Source organism: Streptomyces sp. NPDC107575, assembly GCF_055657265.1.
The window spans coordinates 1,267,132-1,283,675 of record NZ_JBVKBG010000003.1; the positions used below are offsets into that span (position 1 = coordinate 1,267,132).

Here is a 16,544-nt window from a genome sequence, read left to right on the forward strand (position 1 = left end):
GGCCCATGAGAGACGAGTTCATCCGGCTCGACGAGGTCGAGAAGGTCTTCGACGTACGGCGCAAGACGGGCTTCATGCGGCGGGAGCGGCGCGAGGTGCGGGCCGTGGACTCGCTGAGCTTCGGCGTGCGGCGCGGCGAGATGGTCGGCTACATCGGGCCGAACGGGGCGGGGAAGTCGACGACGATCAAGATGCTGACGGGGATCCTGATGCCGAGCGCGGGCCGTCTGCGGGTCGCGGGGATCGATCCGTCGCGGGAGCGGGCGCGCCTGGCTCAGCGCATGGGTGTGGTCTTCGGGCAGCGGACGACGCTGTGGTGGGACCTGCCCCTGATCGACTCGTACCGCTTGATGCGCCGCATGTACCGCATCGAGGAGAGCCGCTACGAGAAGAACCTCACCCGCTGCGTCGAACTTCTCGAACTGGGCGACCTGTTGGACGTGCCGGTGCGCCAGCTGTCGCTCGGGCAGCGGATGCGCGGGGACATCGCGGCGGCGCTGCTGCACGACCCGGAGGTGCTGTACCTGGACGAGCCGACGATCGGCCTGGACGTCGTGTCGAAGGTCAAAGTCCGGGGATTCCTCCGGGACTTGAACGCGGACCGGGGCACGACGGTCCTCCTCACGACGCACGACCTGACCGACATCGAGCAGCTGTGCCGCCGGGTGATGGTCATCGACCACGGGAAGCTCATGTACGACGGCGAGCTGGAGGGCCTGCACGCGACGGGCGGCGCGGCGGCGGAGCGCACGCTCGTCGTGGACCTGGAGCGTGAACTGCCGCCACTGGACGTCGAGTTCGCGCGGGTCGTGAAGGTGGAGGGGGCGCGGCAGTGGCTGGCGTTCCCGGCCGGGCAGTCGGCGGCGCCGCTCGTGGCGCGGATCGCGGAGCGGTATCCGCTGGTCGACCTGTCGGTGCGCGAGCCGGACATCGAGGCGGTGATCGCGAGGATGTACGCGCGGGACACGTCCGTAGCGCCGTGACGCCGACCTTCGTACGCTGACACCCATGACGGACGAATCCGGCCTCCCGAGGCCCTCCGCTGACTCCCGGCCCGAACTGCGCGCGTCCGATGCCGACCGGGAGCTGGTCGCCGAGCGGCTGCGGGACGCGCTCGCCGAGGGGCGGCTCGACATGGAGGAGTTCGGCGAACGGCTCGACGCGGCGTACCAGGCGCGTACGTACGGAGAGTTGGCGCCGCTGACGAAGGACCTGCCGGTCGGGGCGGGGGCTTCGGGGGCCGTGAGTTTCGTGAAGGAGCCGCTGCCGGAGGGGGCCGTCGACTGGTCGGCGCGGATCCGGGGCGAGGCGAGTTCCACGTGGGGCGTCGGGATCATGTCCGGGTTCCAGCGCAAGGGGCGGTGGACGGCGCCGCGGCGCTTCAACTGTTTCGCGTTCTGGGGCGGCGGCGAGATCGATCTGCGCGAGGCGGACTTCGAGGCGCGCGAGATCGTGATCAACTGCGTGGCGGTCATGGGCGGGATGAACGTGGTCGTGCCGCCGGGCGTGGAGGTCGTGGTGCGCGGCATCGGCATCATGGGCGGCTTCGACCACAACGAGGAGGGTGTCCCCGGCGATCCGGGCGCGCCACGGGTGGTGGTCACCGGTTTCGCCTTCTGGGGCGGGGTCGGCGTGGAACGCAAGGTGACACGGGCGGAGAAGCGCCGCCTGAAGGAGGAGAGGCGGCGGGGGCGGTTGGAGCGGGGGGACGGGTGAGCTCCGCTCGGACCGGGGGCGGTTGAGCGCGGCTCGGACCGGGGGGGGCGGGAGTGAGGTCGACCGGAGGCCGGGGGCGGGGTGAGGTCGGCAGGGGGCCGGTGGGCTGCCGGAGGCGGGGCGGGGGTTGCTGAGGCGGGGTCGGCGCCTCCCGCGCCGCGGGCCGGATGTGCTGCTTCCCGGCGTCGCCCATCCCCCGCCTGGCGCCCATCTCCCACCCACCCGCCCCCTCCGGGGGCTTCGGCCCCGCGGGGTTCCGCAACCGTTGCGGTCGGCCGTTCCTACGCCTCGGGGCTCCGCCCCGGACCCCGCTGCTCAATCGCCGCAGGGGCTTGATTTTGCCCGCTGCGCCGGACGACTCAGATGCGTTCCACGTCGGCACGGGCCTCAGGTTCACGCAGGTACCGGCCCCGGCAGAAGTAATCTGCGGCGTCGAGCCCTGCTGGCGCCGGACCACCGCAACCAACGCACCGCCTCAGCACAGCGCGTCGCCCACGGGGGCCGTAGCCCCCCCCCGGAGGGGGCGGGTGGGAGATAGGCGGGGCACGCAGATGTCGGCGCCGGCAGGAGGGGCCTGCGGCGTCGAACCCCGCGCGGCGAAACACCCTGACACCGGGACACCCCAACCAACGCACCGCCTCAGCACGGCCCCTCACCCACGGGGGCCGTAGCCCCCGGAGGGGGCGGGTGGGTGGGAGATGGGCGGGCCAACGGGCCAGGGTAGGCAGCGGGAAGCCTTGCCCGTGCGGTGCAGGTAGGTCATTCAACCCCGCCGGCGATTGAGGCGCGGGGTCCGGGGCGGAGCCCCGTGGCCTAGGAGCGGTCGACCGTAACGGACGCTCAGCCCAAGAGCTCCCGCACCACCGGCACCAACGCCCGAAACGCCTTCCCCCGGTGGGAAATCGCGTTCTTCTCGTCCGCCGAAAGCTCCGCCGCCGTACGGCCGTCCCCCTCGACCTCAAGGATCGGGTCGTACCCGAACCCACCCGACCCCGCAGGCGCGTGCCGCAGCACACCCCGCAACTGCCCCTCCACCACCCGCTCCGTCCCGTCCGGCAACGCAAGCGCCGCCGCACACGCGAAGTGGGCCCCCCGATGGACGTCGTCGTCGATGTCACCGAGCTGGGCCAGCAACAGGTCCAGGTTCGCCTGGTCGTCGCCGTGCTTTCCGGCCCAGCGCGCCGAGAAGATGCCGGGCGCACCGCCGAGGACGTCGACGCAGAGCCCGGAGTCGTCGGCGACGGCGGGCAGCCCGGTCGCCTTGGCGAGGGCGTGGGCCTTGAGGAGCGCGTTCTCGGCGAACGTCACTCCGGTCTCCCGGACGTCCGGGACCTCGGGATACGCGTCGGCGCCGACCAGCTCGTGGGGCAGGCCGGCGTCGGCGAGGATGGAACGGAGTTCGACGATCTTGCCGTTGTTACGGGTGGCGAGGATGAGGCGGGTCATGCCTCCAGTATCCAGCCACCCGCACCCCGGCCGCCCCTCCCCTACGACGTGCAGACCTTCGTCAGCTCGCCGGCGGAGTCGGTGACCGGGGAGACGTCCGGGGTCTCGTCACCGTTCTTGATCGACGTACGGACGTTGTCCACGGCCTTGTTGAGGTCGTCGACGGCCTTCGAGACATCGGCGTTGTCGGTCTTGTCGCCGATGCTGTCGAGGTTCTTGTCGATCTTGTCGAGGGACTCGTCGGCCTGCGTCGGGTCGTTGGACGCGTTCTCCACGGCCTGCTGGAGCTCGGTCACGCTGTCGGCGATGGATTCGGCGGTGCGGGCGCAGTCGAGTGCCTTGTCGACGGCCGAGCAGCCGACGGTGGCCGGAATCGCGACGAGTGCCGCGGTGGCGGCCAGTACGGCGAGACGGCGGTGGCGCGCGGGCATGGAAGGGTCCTCCCCCTGAAGTACGGACGGGCGGACGGCAGTTGGTGTCGTGCGGCCGTCCACCCACCCGTAGTGACGCAGTCGATGGCTGTGCGGTTGCTGTGCCCCGCCACCCTACTTGGGGAGTTCTTTACCTCCGCAAGCAGTTATCCGAGCGTCTCCTCCAGCGCCTTGCGCTGGATCGCGGCGAGCTCGTCGCAGCCCGCGACGGCCAGGTCGAGCAGGGAGTTGAGCTCGTCGCGGGCGAACGGCTCGGCCTCGGCGGTCCCCTGGATCTCGACGAAGCGGCCGTCGCCGGTGCAGACGACGTTCATGTCGGTGTCGGCGCGCACGTCCTCCTCGTAGGGGAGGTCGAGCATCGGGACGCCGTCGATGATGCCGACGGAGACGGCGCTCACCGAACCGGTCAGCGGCTTGCGGCCGGCCTTGATGATCTTCTTGCCCTGGGCCCAGGCCACCGCGTCCGCGAGCGCCACGTACGCGCCGGTGATGGCGGCCGTGCGCGTACCGCCGTCGGCCTGGAGGACGTCGCAGTCGAGGACGATGGTGTTCTCGCCGAGGGCCTTGTAGTCGATGACGGCGCGCAGCGAGCGGCCGATCAGGCGGCTGATCTCGTGCGTGCGGCCGCCGATCTTTCCGCGCACGGCCTCGCGGTCGCCGCGGGTGTTCGTGGAGCGCGGGAGCATCGAGTACTCGGCGGTGACCCAGCCCTCTCCGCTGCCCTTGCGCCAGCGCGGGACGCCCTCGGTGAAGGAGGCGGTGCAGAAGACCTTGGTGTCTCCGAAGGAGACGAGGACGGAGCCTTCGGCGTGCTTGCTCCACCCTCGTTCGATGGTGATCGGGCGGAGCTGTTCGGGGGTGCGGCCGTCGATGCGAGACATGGGGACGAGCGTATCCGGTACGCCGAAGGCCCCGCCCCCGGCGTCGGGGGCGGGGCCTTTTGCGGCGGACCTCAGTGGGTCACATCATGTCTTCGATGTCGGCGGCGATGGGGTCCGCGTCGGTGCCGATGACGACCTGGATCGCGGTGCCCATCTTGACGACGCCGTGGGCGCCGGCGGCCTTGAGCGCGGCCTCGTCGACCAGGCTCGGGTCGGAGACCTCGGTGCGCAGGCGGGTGATGCAGCCCTCGACCTCTTCGATGTTGTCGAGTCCGCCGAGGCCGGCGACGATCTTCTCAGCCTTCGTGGCCATTTCGTTCTCCCTGTGTTCTCCGGGCCCGCCTCTGGGCCGCTTTGTCACGGTAACCCACGGTTGGCCCATCTTCTCGGGCGGTAACCCCACCCGTGACGAAAGATGACGAGCACGGACCGACCCGTCCCCGCAACTGGTCTACACCAGTATCCAACGACCGCCAAGCGTGGCTTGTTCCGGGAGGATGCTCATGAGCTCCAACGCTGCCGCCGCACCACGACCGAGCCCCTGGAGCAACTTCTTCCAGGGGCTCCAGAAGATGGGGCGCAGCCTTCAACTGCCCATCGCCGTGCTGCCGGCGGCGGGCATCGTCAACCGTCTCGGCCAGCCCGACGTCTTCGGCGACGACGGTCTCGGCTGGACGAATGTCGCCAAGGTCTTCTCGGGCGCGGGTGGCGCGCTGCTCGACGCCGACCTCGGGCTGCCGCTGCTCTTCTGCATCGGTGTCGCGATCGGCATGGCCAAGAAGGCGGACGGTTCGACGGCTCTCGCGGCGGTGGCGGGCTTCCTCGTCTACCGGGGCGTGCTCCACCAGTTCCCGATCGACTGCCCGTCCGGGTCGAAGGAGGTGGCGACGGGCTGTCTGGCGGACGGGGCGGTGACCGCCGCCACGTATCAGAACCCCGGCGTGTTCGGCGGCATCATCATGGGGTTCCTGGCCTCGTTCTTCTGGGTCCGGTACCACCGCACCAAGTTGGTCTCCTGGCTCGGCTTCTTCAACGGCCGGCGGCTCGTCCCGATCATCATGGCCTTCGTCGGCATCGTCTTCGCGGCGCTGTGCCTGTGGGTCTGGCCCGCGATCGGTGACGCGCTGGAGAGCTTCTCGAACTGGCTGGAGAGTCTGGGCGCCATCGGCTCCGGCATCTTCGGCGTCGCCAACCGCGCGCTGCTCGTGATCGGTCTGCACCAGTTCCTCAACGTCCCGCTGTGGTTCCAGTTCGGCTCGTACACGAAGCCCGACGGCACGACCGTGCACGGCGACATCAACATGTTCCTGAGCGGCGACCCGAGCGCGGGCATCTACCAGTCGGGCTTCTTCCCGATCATGATGTTCGCCCTCCCGGCGGCCTGCCTGGCGATCGTGCACTGCGCGCGGCCGGAGCGGCGCAAGGTGGTCGCGGGCATGATGCTCTCGCTCGCGCTGACCTCGTTCGTCACCGGCATCACCGAACCGATCGAGTACTCCTTCGTGTTCATCGCGCCGGCGCTGTACGCGGTGCACGCGGTCCTGACCGGTGTGTCGATGGCGGTGACCTGGGCGCTCGGCGTCAAGGACGGCTTCAGCTTCTCCGCGGGCCTGATCGACTACTTGATCAACTGGAATCTGGCCACCAAGCCATGGATGATCATTCCGATCGGCCTCGTCTTCGCCGCCCTCTATTACGTGATCTTCCGTTTCGCGATCACGAAGTGGGACATCAAGACTCCGGGGCGCGAGCCCGAGGAAGAGGTCGAGGACATCACCAAGGCATAACGCTTTCGGCTCGGCCACGAGCGCCTGCGGCAAAGGGCCCCCGGACCACTCGGTCCGGGGGCCCTTTGGTGCGGGATTGCCGCGGGAATCAAGGGTTCCTTATCCCGCCTTGACCGTGCTACAACAGGTCTACACCACTGAGTGGTGTAGACCATCTGCTTTTCATGGAGGAAGTTGATGAGCACCGCCAGCGCTACGGCGGCCCCCGCAAAGAAGCGGGGCTCCGGCCTTTTCCAGGGCCTCCAAAAGGTGGGCCGCAGCCTGCAGTTGCCGATCGCGGTGCTTCCGGCCGCCGGCATCATGGTGCGGCTCGGCCAGGACGACATCTTCGGCAAGGACGGCCTCGGCTGGGACAAGGTCGCCGCGGTCTTCAACAACGCGGGCGGCGCCCTCACCGGCAGCCTTCCCATTCTGTTCTGCATAGGCGTCGCCATCGGCTTCGCCAAGAAGTCCGATGGCTCGACGGCGCTCGCCGCCGTCGTCGGCTTCCTCGTCTACAGCAAGGTCCTCGAGGCCTTCCCGGTCACCGAGGCGGTGGTCAAGAAGGGCGAGGACGTCGCGGCGACGTACAACGACCCGGGTGTCCTCGGCGGCATCATCATGGGTCTGCTCGCGGCCGTCCTGTGGCAGCGCTTCTACCGCACCAAGCTGGTGGACTGGCTCGGCTTCTTCAACGGCCGCCGGCTCGTCCCGATCATCATGGCCTTCGTCGGCATCGTCGTCGGCGTCTTCTTCGGTCTGGTCTGGGAGCCCATCGGCAGCGGCATCTCCAGCTTCGGCGAGTGGATGACCGGCCTCGGCGCCGGTGGCGCGGGCCTGTTCGGCGCCGTGAACCGCGCGCTGATCCCGATCGGCATGCACCAGTTCGTGAACACCGTCGCCTGGTTCCAGCTCGGTGACTTCACCAACGCCGCCGGCGACGTCGTGCACGGCGACATCCCGCGCTTCCTGGCCGGTGACCCCTCGGCCGGCATGTTCCAGTCCGGCTTCTTCCCGATCATGATGTTCGGCCTGCCGGCCGCCGCGATCGCCATGGCGCACTGCGCCCGCCCCGAGCGCCGCAAGGCCGTGATGGGCATGATGGTCTCGCTGGCGCTGACCTCGTTCGTCACCGGTGTGACCGAGCCGATCGAGTTCTCCTTCATGTTCATCGCGCCGGTCCTGTACGTGCTGCACGCGGTGCTCACCGCCGTCTCGATGGCGGTCACCTGGGCCCTCGGTGTGCACGCCGGCTTCAACTTCTCGGCCGGGTTCATCGACTACGCGCTGAACTGGACCCATGCCACCAAGCCATGGATGATCATCCCGATCGGACTGGTCTTCGCGGCGATCTACTACGTGACCTTCCGGTTCGCGATCATCAAGTTCAACCTCACCACCCCGGGCCGCGAGCCCGAGGAGGAGGTCGAGGACCTCACGAAGGCGTGAGCCTCACCGGCAGGGCATGACGAAGGCCCCGGAACCCGATGGCGGGTTCCGGGGCCTTCGCACATCCGGGCGGGCTCAGATCGTGTACGTCACTCCCGGCGCCGCCAGCTCGACAGGGCCGTCGTACACCGCGCGTGCGTCCGCGAGGTTCACCTGCGGGTCGGTCCACGGCGGGATGTGGGTGAGGACGAGCTTGCGGGTGCGGGAGCGCTGCGCCGCCTCCCCCGCCTCCCGGCCGTTGAGGTGCAGCGCCGGGATGTTCTCCTTGCCGTGCGTGAACGCGGCCTCGCAGAGGAACAGGTCGCTGTCCTCCGCCAGTTCGTCCAGCGCGGCGCACGGGCCCGTGTCCCCGGAGTACGTCAGGGAGCGACCCTCGTGCTCGACCCGGATCGCGTACGACTCCACCGGGTGGCAGACCTTCTCCATGCGGACGGAGAACGGCCCGATCTCGTACGAGCCCGGCTTCACGGTGTGGAAGTCGAAGACCTCGCTGAACGCGGAGGCCGAGGGCGTGTCGGCGTGCGCGGTGGTCAGGCGCTGCTCGGTGCCCTCGGGGCCGTAGACGGGCATGGGGGCGCAACGGCCGCCGTCGTGACGGTAGTAGCGCACGACGAAGTACGCGCACATGTCGATGCAGTGGTCCGCGTGCAGATGCGAAAGGAAGATCGCGTCGAGGTCGTAGAGACCGCTGTGGCGCTGCAGCTCGCCCAGGGCGCCATTGCCCATGTCGAGGAGCAGCCGGTAGCCGTCGGCCTCGACGAGGTAGCTCGAGCAGGCCGAATCCGCGGACGGGAACGACCCCGAGCAGCCGACGACGGTGAGCTTCATAAGAGCTTTCAACCTCCGCGCTGGCGGTCGGAATATGCGGGGTGGAGCCATGGGCCAAGGGCCAAGGGGGTCAGTCGAGCGTAAGGCGCAAAAGGGCGGGTGGCTCCTCCGTCACGGGCTGTTGTGGGCGAACTCACCTGCGCTGTCACCGGTTCGGAGGGGTTCGGGGCGCGGAAGCACCCCGCGCGTCCCACCGGTACCGTCATGCCTATGGACACGTCCTGGTGGCTCGCGCTCGCTGCCGTCGTACTGCTCGCGCTCGTCGCGACGCTGGTCGACGGCTGGGGGCGCGGCACGCGTCACCGCCGCCGGGAACGGCACGTGCCGCGCGGCGGTCACGCGCGTGGGCCCGAGCCGGGTGACATCTGGTGGGCGATGGTGCCGTACGAGGACGGGCCCGGCGGGAAGGACCGGCCGTGCCTGGTCCTGTCGGTGCGCAGGGGTGTCGCGACGGTCGCCAAGATCACCAGCCGGTACCACGACGAGCGGCCGGGTGTGATCGCGCTGCCGCCGGGGTCGGTGGGCGATGCGAGGGGGCGGGCGAGCTTCCTGGAGACGGACGAGCTGCGTCAGGTGCCGTTGGGGGATTTCCGGCGGCCGGCCGGGGTGATCGATCCGGGATTGTGGGATCAGGTGCGGCACCTGGGGCATTAGGTATGGCTGAGCCCCTCCGGCGTTGCGGTCCTGGGGCTCCGCCCCAGACCCCGCTCCTCAAACGCCGGAGGGGCTGAATATGAACAGCCTGAACGTACTGGCTACGCCCACAACTGGCCGTGCAGCACCTCAATGGCTGCCTCGGTCGTCGCGGCCGTGTAGACCCCCGTCGACAGGTACTTCCAGCCGCCGTCGGCCACCACGAACACGATGTCCGCGGACTCCCCCGCCTTCACCGCCTTCTTGCCGACGCCGATCGCGGCATGCAGCGCCGCCCCCGTGGAGACGCCCGCGAAGATGCCCTCCTGCTGGAGGAGGTCACGCGTGCGGGTCACCGCGTCGGCCGATCCGACCGAGAAGCGGGTGGTGAGGACGGAGGCGTCGTAGAGCTCGGGGACGAAGCCCTCGTCCAGGTTGCGCAGGCCGTAGACCAGGTCGTCGTAGCGCGGCTCGGCCGCGACGATCTTGACGTCGGGCTTGTGCTCGCGCAGGTAGCGGCCGACACCCATGAGCGTGCCGGTGGTGCCGAGGCCCGCGACGAAGTGCGTGACGGACGGGAGGTCGGTGAGGATCTCCGGGCCTGTCGTGGCGTAGTGCGCGCCCGCGTTGTCCGGGTTGCCGTACTGGTAGAGCATCACCCAGTCCGGGTGCTGCTCGGCCAGCTCCTTGGCGATCCGGACCGCCGTGTTGGAGCCGCCCGCTGCCGGGGACGGGATGATCTCCGCGCCCCACATCGCGAGCAGGTCGCGGCGCTCCTGCGAGGTGTTCTCCGGCATGACGCAGACGATGTTGTAGCCCTTGAGCCGGGCGGCCATCGCGAGCGAGATGCCGGTGTTGCCGGAGGTGGGTTCGAGGATGGTGTCCCCGGCCTTGATCCGGCCTTCCTTCTCGGCCTGTTCGATCATGTGGAGCGCGGGGCGGTCCTTGATCGAGCCGGTCGGGTTGCGGTCCTCCAGCTTCGCCCAGATCCGCACGTCGTCGGAGAGCGAGAGCCGCGGCAGGCGCACCAGAGGGGTGTTGCCCACCGCGGCCAGCGGGCTGTCGTAGCGCATGAGCCGGCTCAGCGCATTCCGCCGGCGACGGCCGGCAGGATCGTGATGCTGTCGCCGTCGGAGAGCTTGGTGCCGATGCCGTCGAGGAAGCGGACGTCCTCGTCGTTCAGGTAGACGTTCACGAAGCGGCGCAGCTGGCCGTTGTCCACGATGCGGTCGGCGATGCCCGTGTGCCGCGTGTCCAGGTCGGCGAAGAGCTCGCTGAGGTTGTCCCCGGTGCCTTCGACGGCCTTCGCGCCGTCGGTGTAGGTGCGGAGGATGGTCGGGATGCGGACCTCGATGGCCATGCTGGGCTCCTGTCGGGAGTCGGAAGTCGTGTGGGTGAGCGCGCCTGGGCGCGGGCGTTTCCGGTCAGGTGCGTGGGTGGCGGGAGCAGCGGGCCCTCGGCGGGCGCCCGGCGGTCCGGCTCAGCGCGGACAGATGGCGCTGGCGAGGCGGCACAGGTCGACGTGCAGCCGCGCCACGAGCAGCATGCCCGGCGTCTTTTCGCTCACGTCGTGGGAAACCATGGGCTCATCGTATCGATTCCCGGTCCGGATCCCGGAATGTGATCTCATCATGCGGTCGAAATGCGTCCGGTGGCTGAGAACGTCGAGGTCGCAGCCGTCCTCAGGCGGTGATCTCGACCTCTTCCTCGGTGATCTCGCCCTCGACGATGCGGTACGAGCGGAACTGGAAGGGGCCCGCGTCGTCGGCGTCGGCGGTGGAGACCAGGACGTAGTGCGCGTTCGGCTCGTTCGCGTACGTGACGTCGGTGCGCGAGGGGTATGCCTCGGTGGCCGTGTGCGAGTGGTAGATGACGACGGGCTCCTCGTCGCGGTCGTCCATCTCGCGGTAGAGCTTCAGCAGGTCACCCGAGTCGAACTCGTAGAACGTGGGCGAGCGGGCGGCGTTCAGCATCGGGATGAAGCGCTCGGGGCGGCCCTCGCCGACCGGGCCCGCGATGACGCCGCAGGCCTCGTCGGGGTGGTCCTTGCGGGCGTGCTCGACGATCTGGTCGACCAGGGTCTGGGAAATCTTCAACATGCGGCCAGCATAAGCAAATGGGCCTCCCTGTACCGGAGTGCGGTACGGGGAGGCCCACCTGTTGAGATGCGGCGCCTCAGCTGCGCTTCGAGAAGGCGGCGGCCTCCGGGTTGCGCTTCTTCAGGAAGAAGTACGAGACACCCAGGATCGCGGCCCAGACCGGGGCGGCGTACAGGGAGACGCGCGCGTCCGGGTCGATGCCCATCAGGACGATGACCATGAAGATGAACGCGAGCGCGAGGCCACTGACCCAGACGCCCCACGGCGCGCGGAACTCGGACTTCGGCAGCTCGCCGCGGTCGGACTTGAGGCGGTAGCGGATCTGGCAGATCAGGATGATGATCCAGGCCCACATGCCGGAGATGGTGGCGAAGGAGACGACGTAGTTGAACGCCTCGCCCGGCCACTGGTAGTTGATCCAGACGCCGACCAGCATCATCGCGGCGGAGAACGTGGTGCCGATGACCGGCAGGCCGTTCTTGCTCAGCTTGGTGAAGAAGCTCGGGCCCTGGCTGTTCTGCGCGAGGTCGCGCAGCATGCGGCCGGTGGAGTACATGCCCGAGTTGCAGGAGGACAGCGCGGCGGTCAGCACGACGAAGTTGACGATGGCGGCGCCGACGCCGAGGCCCATCTTGTCGAAGGCGTGCACGAACGGGCTCTCGCCGGCCTTGAAGGACGTCCACGGCACGACGGAGAGGATCATGATCAGGGCGCCGACGTAGAAGACGGCGATGCGCCACGGCACGGTGTTGATGGCCTTCGGCAGGACCTTCTTGGCGTCCTTGGCCTCGCCCGCGGTGACGCCGACGAGCTCGACCGCGAGGAACGCGAACATCACCATCTGCAGGGTCATCAGCGTCGAGCCGATGCCGTTCTCGCCGGCGAAGAAGCCGCCGAGGTCCCACAGGTGCGTCAGGGAGGCCGTGTCACCGGCGTCGGAGAAGCCGATGGTGAGGATACCGGCGCAGATCAGGATCATGCCGATGATGGCGGTGACCTTGACGGTGGAGAACCAGAACTCCAGCTCACCGAAGAGCTTCACGGAGATCAGGTTGGCGCCGTAGAGGATGACGGTGAAGACGAGTGCGGACACCCATTGCGGGATGTCCCACCAGAACGTCATGTAGGTGGCGGCCGCGGTGACCTCGGTCATTCCGGTGATGACCCAGAAGAGCCAGTACGTCCAGCCGGTCGCGAAGCCCGCGAAGGGGCCGATGAACTCGCGTGCGTACTCCGAGAAGGAGCCGGACACGGGGCGGTACATGAGGAGCTCGCCGAGCGCCCGCATGATGCAGAAGATGACCACGCCGGCGACCGCGTACGCCAGGATCAGGCTGGGCCCCGCCTTGGAGATGCCCTTGCCCGCGCCGAGAAAGAGGCCGGTCCCGATGGCGCCGCCGATGGCGATCATCTGGATCTGCCGGGCCCCGAGTCCTCGTTGGTAACCCTCGTCGGTCTCGGCCTGCGCGGCCTCATTGCCGTCGTGCTGCTCGTCGACCTGCACTGAGGTCATGGTGTGCGCCTTTCTCCATGCCGATCCGTGCCGTGCGCGGCTCGGATCGACTGTGACGATCCTTTGGGGTCTGGGCCCCTGGATGGATGGAGCTGGTGCCTACCGGCGGTCGGCCGGTCGGGGCGCCCCCCGACAGGACAGGGGTGGCGTCCCTCGGGTGGTCGTGAAGATTTATCACGGCGTTCATCGGGGTTGGCCGAGGCGCGTGTGGCGCACGCCACCAGAAAAACAGGACAAAACAAATCACCGCGCCACATTGTGGGTGAGCGCGGTGACGGGATCGTTATACGGATTTGAGGACCCGCTGAGCGAACAGGACAACCTGACCGAAGGTCAGGCCGTCAGGGTCTCCACGAGGGTCTCCTGCAGCCCGCCGAGCCACAGATACGCCATGACCATCGGCTTGCGCGCGTCGTCGTCGGGGAGCCGGTAGAGGAGGTCCGTGTCCTCCTCGTCGGTGATGTCGAGGCGGGTGCCGATCGCCAGGCGCAGATCGTTGAGCGCGCGCATCCACTGGACCGACTCGCCCTGCTGCAGCTTGAGCACCGCGCCGCCGTCGCCCGCCGGGCTGAGCGTGTCGAGCGAGCGGATCACCGCGAGGGCGTCCTCGCGCTTGCCCGCCCGCAGATCGTTCTCGGTGAAGCGGCGGAACTCCGAGGAGTGGGCGCGCAGTTCGTCGGCGTCCTCGACGCTCTCGCCCTCGACGCCCGGGCCGCCGTACGCATCGGGGAAGAGGCGGCGCAGCACCGCGTCGGAGGGCGGTTCGCTCGGCCCCTCGGCGAAGAGTTCCGCGAGCGGGTCGTCGCTCGCCTCGCCGCCCGGGCCCGGCCCGATCAGCTCGAGGAGCTGGACCGCGAGCGAGCGGATGATGGAGATCTCGACGTCGTCGAGGGCGACGGCCGCGCCGCCACCGGGGATCGGTTCGAAATGTCCTGGCATCGGGATGCTGCTACTTCCGATCCTGTTGAAGCGTGGCCCACAGGCCGTATCCGTGCATCGCCTGCACGTCGCGTTCCATCTCCTCGCGGGAACCGGTGGAGACGACGGCCCGACCCTTGTGGTGCACGTCCATCATGAGTTTGGTGGCCTTGTCCTTGGAGTACCCGAAGTACGACTGGAAGACGTACGTCACGTAACTCATGAGGTTCACCGGATCATTGTGGACGAGCGTGATCCATGGGACGTCCGGCTCAGGGACGACGGACGCGTCCTCCGTCGTCTCGGGCCTTTCGATCTCAAGGGGTGCTGGAGCCGTCACAGGGCCCATGCTGCCACCACCACCCGCCCCACGCACAAACGGACGCAGAAATCGTCACCCTGACGTTAATCGGGGGTAGCATCCTTCGTATGAACACAGCGGACCTTGGCCTGCCGGTGGACGTTCCGTCGACAGCGCTCTTCACCGACCACTATGAGCTGACGATGCTGCAGGCCGCCCTGCGCGGGGGCACCGCCGACCGGCATTCGGTCTTCGAGGTCTTCACCCGGCGCCTGCCCGAGGGCCGCCGCTACGGCGTCGTCGCGGGCACCGGGCGGGTCCTGGACGCCGTCGAGAACTTCCGCTTCGACGCCCAGGTGCTCGACTTCCTGCGCGAGCGCGACGTCGTCGACGAGCCGACCCTCCAGTGGCTCGCGGACTACCGGTTCTCCGGCGACATCTGGGGCTACCCCGAGGGCGAGGTCTACTTCCCCGGCTCCCCCGTGCTGCGCGTCGAGGGCTCCTTCGCCGAGTGCGTGCTCCTGGAGACGGTGATCCTCTCGATCCTCAACCACGACTCGGCGATCGCCGCCGCGGCGTCCCGGATGTCCTCGGCCGCCGGGGACCGGCCGCTGATCGAGATGGGCGCGCGCCGCACGCACGAGCTGGCCGCCGTGGCCGCCTCGCGCGCCGCGTACGTGGGCGGGTTCGCGACGACCTCGGACCTCGCGGCCGGGTTCCGGTACGGGATCCCGACCGTCGGCACCAGCGCGCACGCCTTCACGCTGATCCACGACACCGAGCGGGACGCCTTCCGGGCCCAGGTCGACTCCCTGGGCAAGGGGACGACGCTGCTGGTCGACACGTACGACGTGCAGGAGGCGGTCGCGACGGCCGTCGAGATCGCGGGGCCCGAGCTGGGCGCCGTCCGGATCGACTCCGGCGACCTGCTGCTCGTCGCGCACCGGGTGCGGCAGCAGCTGGACGAGCTGGGCGCCACGAACACCAAGATCGTCGTCACCTCCGACCTCGACGAGTACGCCATCGCCTCGCTCGCCGCCTCGCCCGTGGACGCGTACGGGGTGGGTACGCAGCTGGTGACCGGGTCCGGGCACCCCACCTGCTCCATGGTCTACAAGCTGGTGGCGCGCGCCGAGTCCGCCGACCCGAAGGCGCCGCTGGTGCCCGTGGCGAAGAAGTCGGCGGGCGGGAAGACCTCCATCGGCGGCCGCAAGTGGGCCGCGCGCCGGCCGGACGCGGACGGGGTCGCGGAGGCCGAGGTCGTCGGCACGGGGGACGTCCCGGCGGACCTCGCCGACCGGCAGCTCCTCGTCGAGCTGGTCAAGGGCGGTGAGGTGGTGTCCCGCGAGCCGCTCGACACGGTGCGCGAGCGGCACATCGCGGCCCGCGACCGGCTGCCGCTGTCGGCGACGCAGCTGTCGCGGGGCGAGCCGGTGATTCCGACCGAGTACGTCTGAGGGCCACGGCCTTCCCGAGTGCGCTCCATGCCCTCTCCCGCAACGCACTTGAAGCTTCTACGCTCGTAGTCTCCAAGCAGAAGGACAGCAATCATGCGTCGCGCCCTGATCGTCGTGGATGTGCAGAACGACTTCTGCGAGGGCGGCAGCCTCGCGGTGGCGGGGGGTGCCGATGTCGCTGCCGCGATCACCGATCTCGTCGGACAGGCCGGCGGCGGGTGCTACCAGCACGTCGTCGCCACGCGTGACCATCACGTCGACCCCGGTGAGCACTTCTCGGAGGCGCCGGACTTCGTGCACAGCTGGCCGCGGCACTGCGTCGCGGGGACCGAGGGGGTGGGGTTCCATCCGAACTTCGCCCCTGCGGTCGCCTCCGGCGCGATCGACGCGGTGTTCGACAAGGGGGCGTACTCGGCCGCCTACAGCGGGTTCGAGGGGGCGGACGAGAACGGGGTGCCGCTGGCGGAGTGGCTGCGGGCGCGGGAGGTGTCCGAGGTGGATGTGGTCGGTATCGCCACGGATCACTGCGTTCGCGCGACCGGGTTGGATGCGGTGCGGAACGGGTTTCGGACCAAGGTGTTGCTGGAGCTGACGGCCGGGGTTGCGGCGGCCTCTACCGAGGCGGCGCTTGATGAGCTGCGCTCGGCTGGGGTGGAACTCAACGGGAAGCCCGTCGTGGCCTAGGTCGCGGGGCTCTGCCCCGGACCCCGCGCCTCAATCGCCGGCGGGGCTCCAATTACACGCCTGATGCGCTCACGCGGCCCGGGAAGAGCGCTCGTATCGGGTGCCACAGTTCGCCCGATCTTGTGTCCGGGGCCGTGCGCCAGATGAGGCCGTCCGGGTGGTGGAGGACCGCGGTTATCTCGTCCGGGGTCGGCGGGTGGGCGTTGCCCCGGAGGTAGACCGCGCGCAGGCCCAGGTTGCGCAGGCGGGTCAGGGCGCGCGGGCGGTTCGCGGCGTGCACCAGGACCCGTACGGCGCCGTCGGCGGAGCCGGGCGCGGGCAGGGTCAGGGCGACGACCACGGTGCCTCCCGGCAGCTTGCAGAACCCTCCTGCGGACATGACTGTCACACCCCCGTGAGACGTAGTGTCAATAAGGAACTCA

General features: G+C 69.3%; 20 protein-coding genes. 7 read left to right on the plus strand and 13 right to left on the minus strand.

What is annotated here, in order from left to right; all coding sequences use genetic code 11:
* The first annotated feature begins 5 nt into the window (after window positions 1-5).
* Window positions 6-983 carry an ABC transporter ATP-binding protein gene (locus ACZ7L4_RS18905; RefSeq protein ID WP_472103828.1) on the plus strand — a complete coding sequence of 326 codons (978 nt, stop codon included), beginning with the start codon at window positions 6-8 and terminating at the stop codon, window positions 981-983.
* Window positions 984-1,008: 25 nt separating this feature from the next.
* Window positions 1,009-1,716 (plus strand): DUF1707 SHOCT-like domain-containing protein, encoded by a 708-nt coding sequence (locus tag ACZ7L4_RS18910; RefSeq protein ID WP_472103830.1) that lies wholly within the window; start codon window positions 1,009-1,011, stop codon window positions 1,714-1,716.
* 840 nt (window positions 1,717-2,556) lie between these two features.
* Here ACZ7L4_RS18910 and rdgB read toward each other — a convergent pair.
* The 4 genes from rdgB to ACZ7L4_RS18930 form a co-directional block, all read right to left on the minus strand.
* The gene (gene rdgB, locus ACZ7L4_RS18915; RefSeq protein WP_472103832.1) at window positions 2,557-3,162 is read right to left on the minus strand and encodes an RdgB/HAM1 family non-canonical purine NTP pyrophosphatase; all 606 of its coding nucleotides are present in this window, start codon (window positions 3,160-3,162) and stop codon (window positions 2,557-2,559) included.
* 41 nt (window positions 3,163-3,203) lie between these two features.
* On the minus strand, window positions 3,204-3,593 hold the full coding sequence (locus ACZ7L4_RS18920) for a hypothetical protein (protein WP_472103834.1): 390 nt from the start codon (window positions 3,591-3,593) through the stop codon (window positions 3,204-3,206).
* Between the two features lie 146 nt (window positions 3,594-3,739).
* Entirely contained in the window at window positions 3,740-4,474 is a 735-nt protein-coding gene (gene rph, locus ACZ7L4_RS18925; protein ID WP_356376303.1) for a ribonuclease PH, read from the minus strand.
* Between the two features lie 79 nt (window positions 4,475-4,553).
* Complete coding sequence (locus tag ACZ7L4_RS18930) at window positions 4,554-4,787, minus strand: PTS sugar transporter subunit IIB (protein WP_306322340.1); 234 nt, start codon at window positions 4,785-4,787, stop codon at window positions 4,554-4,556.
* Window positions 4,788-4,977: 190 nt separating this feature from the next.
* Here ACZ7L4_RS18930 and ACZ7L4_RS18935 point away from each other — a divergent pair, with 190 nt between their 5' ends.
* Together ACZ7L4_RS18935 and ACZ7L4_RS18940 are read left to right on the plus strand one after the other, a co-directional pair.
* On the plus strand, window positions 4,978-6,261 hold the full coding sequence (locus ACZ7L4_RS18935; RefSeq protein WP_472103836.1) for a PTS transporter subunit EIIC: 1,284 nt from the start codon (window positions 4,978-4,980) through the stop codon (window positions 6,259-6,261).
* 177 nt (window positions 6,262-6,438) lie between these two features.
* A complete protein-coding gene (locus ACZ7L4_RS18940) occupies window positions 6,439-7,689 on the plus strand; it encodes a PTS transporter subunit EIIC (protein ID WP_461778632.1) in 1,251 nt (416 codons plus the stop codon).
* A 75-nt stretch (window positions 7,690-7,764) separates the two neighbouring features.
* On the opposite strand, the gene ACZ7L4_RS18945 is transcribed toward ACZ7L4_RS18940, so the two are convergent.
* A complete protein-coding gene (locus ACZ7L4_RS18945) occupies window positions 7,765-8,517 on the minus strand; it encodes an MBL fold metallo-hydrolase (protein WP_450818190.1) in 753 nt (250 codons plus the stop codon).
* 210 nt (window positions 8,518-8,727) lie between these two features.
* Here ACZ7L4_RS18945 and ACZ7L4_RS18950 point away from each other — a divergent pair, with 210 nt between their 5' ends.
* Window positions 8,728-9,171, plus strand: coding sequence for a type II toxin-antitoxin system PemK/MazF family toxin (locus ACZ7L4_RS18950; protein ID WP_472103838.1), 444 nt, complete (start codon window positions 8,728-8,730; stop codon window positions 9,169-9,171).
* A gap of 101 nt (window positions 9,172-9,272) precedes the next feature.
* Here the strand turns inward: ACZ7L4_RS18950 and ACZ7L4_RS18955 are convergent, their stop codons facing one another.
* The 7 genes from ACZ7L4_RS18955 to clpS all read right to left on the minus strand — a co-directional run bounded on the left by ACZ7L4_RS18955 (window position 9,273) and on the right by clpS (window position 14,029).
* On the minus strand, window positions 9,273-10,223 hold the full coding sequence (locus ACZ7L4_RS18955; RefSeq protein ID WP_472103840.1) for a PLP-dependent cysteine synthase family protein: 951 nt from the start codon (window positions 10,221-10,223) through the stop codon (window positions 9,273-9,275).
* Window positions 10,224-10,231: 8 nt separating this feature from the next.
* Window positions 10,232-10,510 carry a MoaD/ThiS family protein gene (locus tag ACZ7L4_RS18960; RefSeq protein ID WP_450816150.1) on the minus strand — a complete coding sequence of 93 codons (279 nt, stop codon included), beginning with the start codon at window positions 10,508-10,510 and terminating at the stop codon, window positions 10,232-10,234.
* A gap of 120 nt (window positions 10,511-10,630) precedes the next feature.
* Window positions 10,631-10,732 carry a putative leader peptide gene (locus tag ACZ7L4_RS18965; RefSeq protein WP_323179532.1) on the minus strand — a complete coding sequence of 34 codons (102 nt, stop codon included), beginning with the start codon at window positions 10,730-10,732 and terminating at the stop codon, window positions 10,631-10,633.
* Window positions 10,733-10,832: 100 nt separating this feature from the next.
* On the minus strand, window positions 10,833-11,249 hold the full coding sequence (locus ACZ7L4_RS18970) for a M67 family metallopeptidase (RefSeq protein ID WP_399233421.1): 417 nt from the start codon (window positions 11,247-11,249) through the stop codon (window positions 10,833-10,835).
* A gap of 76 nt (window positions 11,250-11,325) precedes the next feature.
* Window positions 11,326-12,762: an amino acid permease gene (locus ACZ7L4_RS18975; protein ID WP_472103843.1), complete on the minus strand. Its 1,437-nt coding sequence runs from the start codon at window positions 12,760-12,762 to the stop codon at window positions 11,326-11,328.
* A gap of 333 nt (window positions 12,763-13,095) precedes the next feature.
* Entirely contained in the window at window positions 13,096-13,701 is a 606-nt protein-coding gene (locus ACZ7L4_RS18980; RefSeq protein ID WP_472103845.1) for a DUF2017 domain-containing protein, read from the minus strand.
* Between the two features lie 10 nt (window positions 13,702-13,711).
* Window positions 13,712-14,029 carry an ATP-dependent Clp protease adapter ClpS gene (gene clpS / locus ACZ7L4_RS18985; protein ID WP_472103847.1) on the minus strand — a complete coding sequence of 106 codons (318 nt, stop codon included), beginning with the start codon at window positions 14,027-14,029 and terminating at the stop codon, window positions 13,712-13,714.
* 80 nt (window positions 14,030-14,109) lie between these two features.
* On the opposite strand from clpS, the gene ACZ7L4_RS18990 reads away from it, so the two are divergent.
* Complete coding sequence (locus ACZ7L4_RS18990; protein ID WP_472103849.1) at window positions 14,110-15,438, plus strand: nicotinate phosphoribosyltransferase; 1,329 nt, start codon at window positions 14,110-14,112, stop codon at window positions 15,436-15,438.
* Between the two features lie 93 nt (window positions 15,439-15,531).
* Window positions 15,532-16,122 (plus strand): isochorismatase family protein, encoded by a 591-nt coding sequence (locus tag ACZ7L4_RS18995; RefSeq protein WP_472103851.1) that lies wholly within the window; start codon window positions 15,532-15,534, stop codon window positions 16,120-16,122.
* A gap of 52 nt (window positions 16,123-16,174) precedes the next feature.
* Here ACZ7L4_RS18995 and ACZ7L4_RS19000 read toward each other — a convergent pair whose 3' ends face one another.
* Window positions 16,175-16,501, minus strand: a complete 327-nt coding sequence (locus tag ACZ7L4_RS19000; protein ID WP_472103853.1) for a hypothetical protein — start codon at window positions 16,499-16,501, stop codon at window positions 16,175-16,177.
* Window positions 16,502-16,544: the final 43 nt, after the last annotated feature.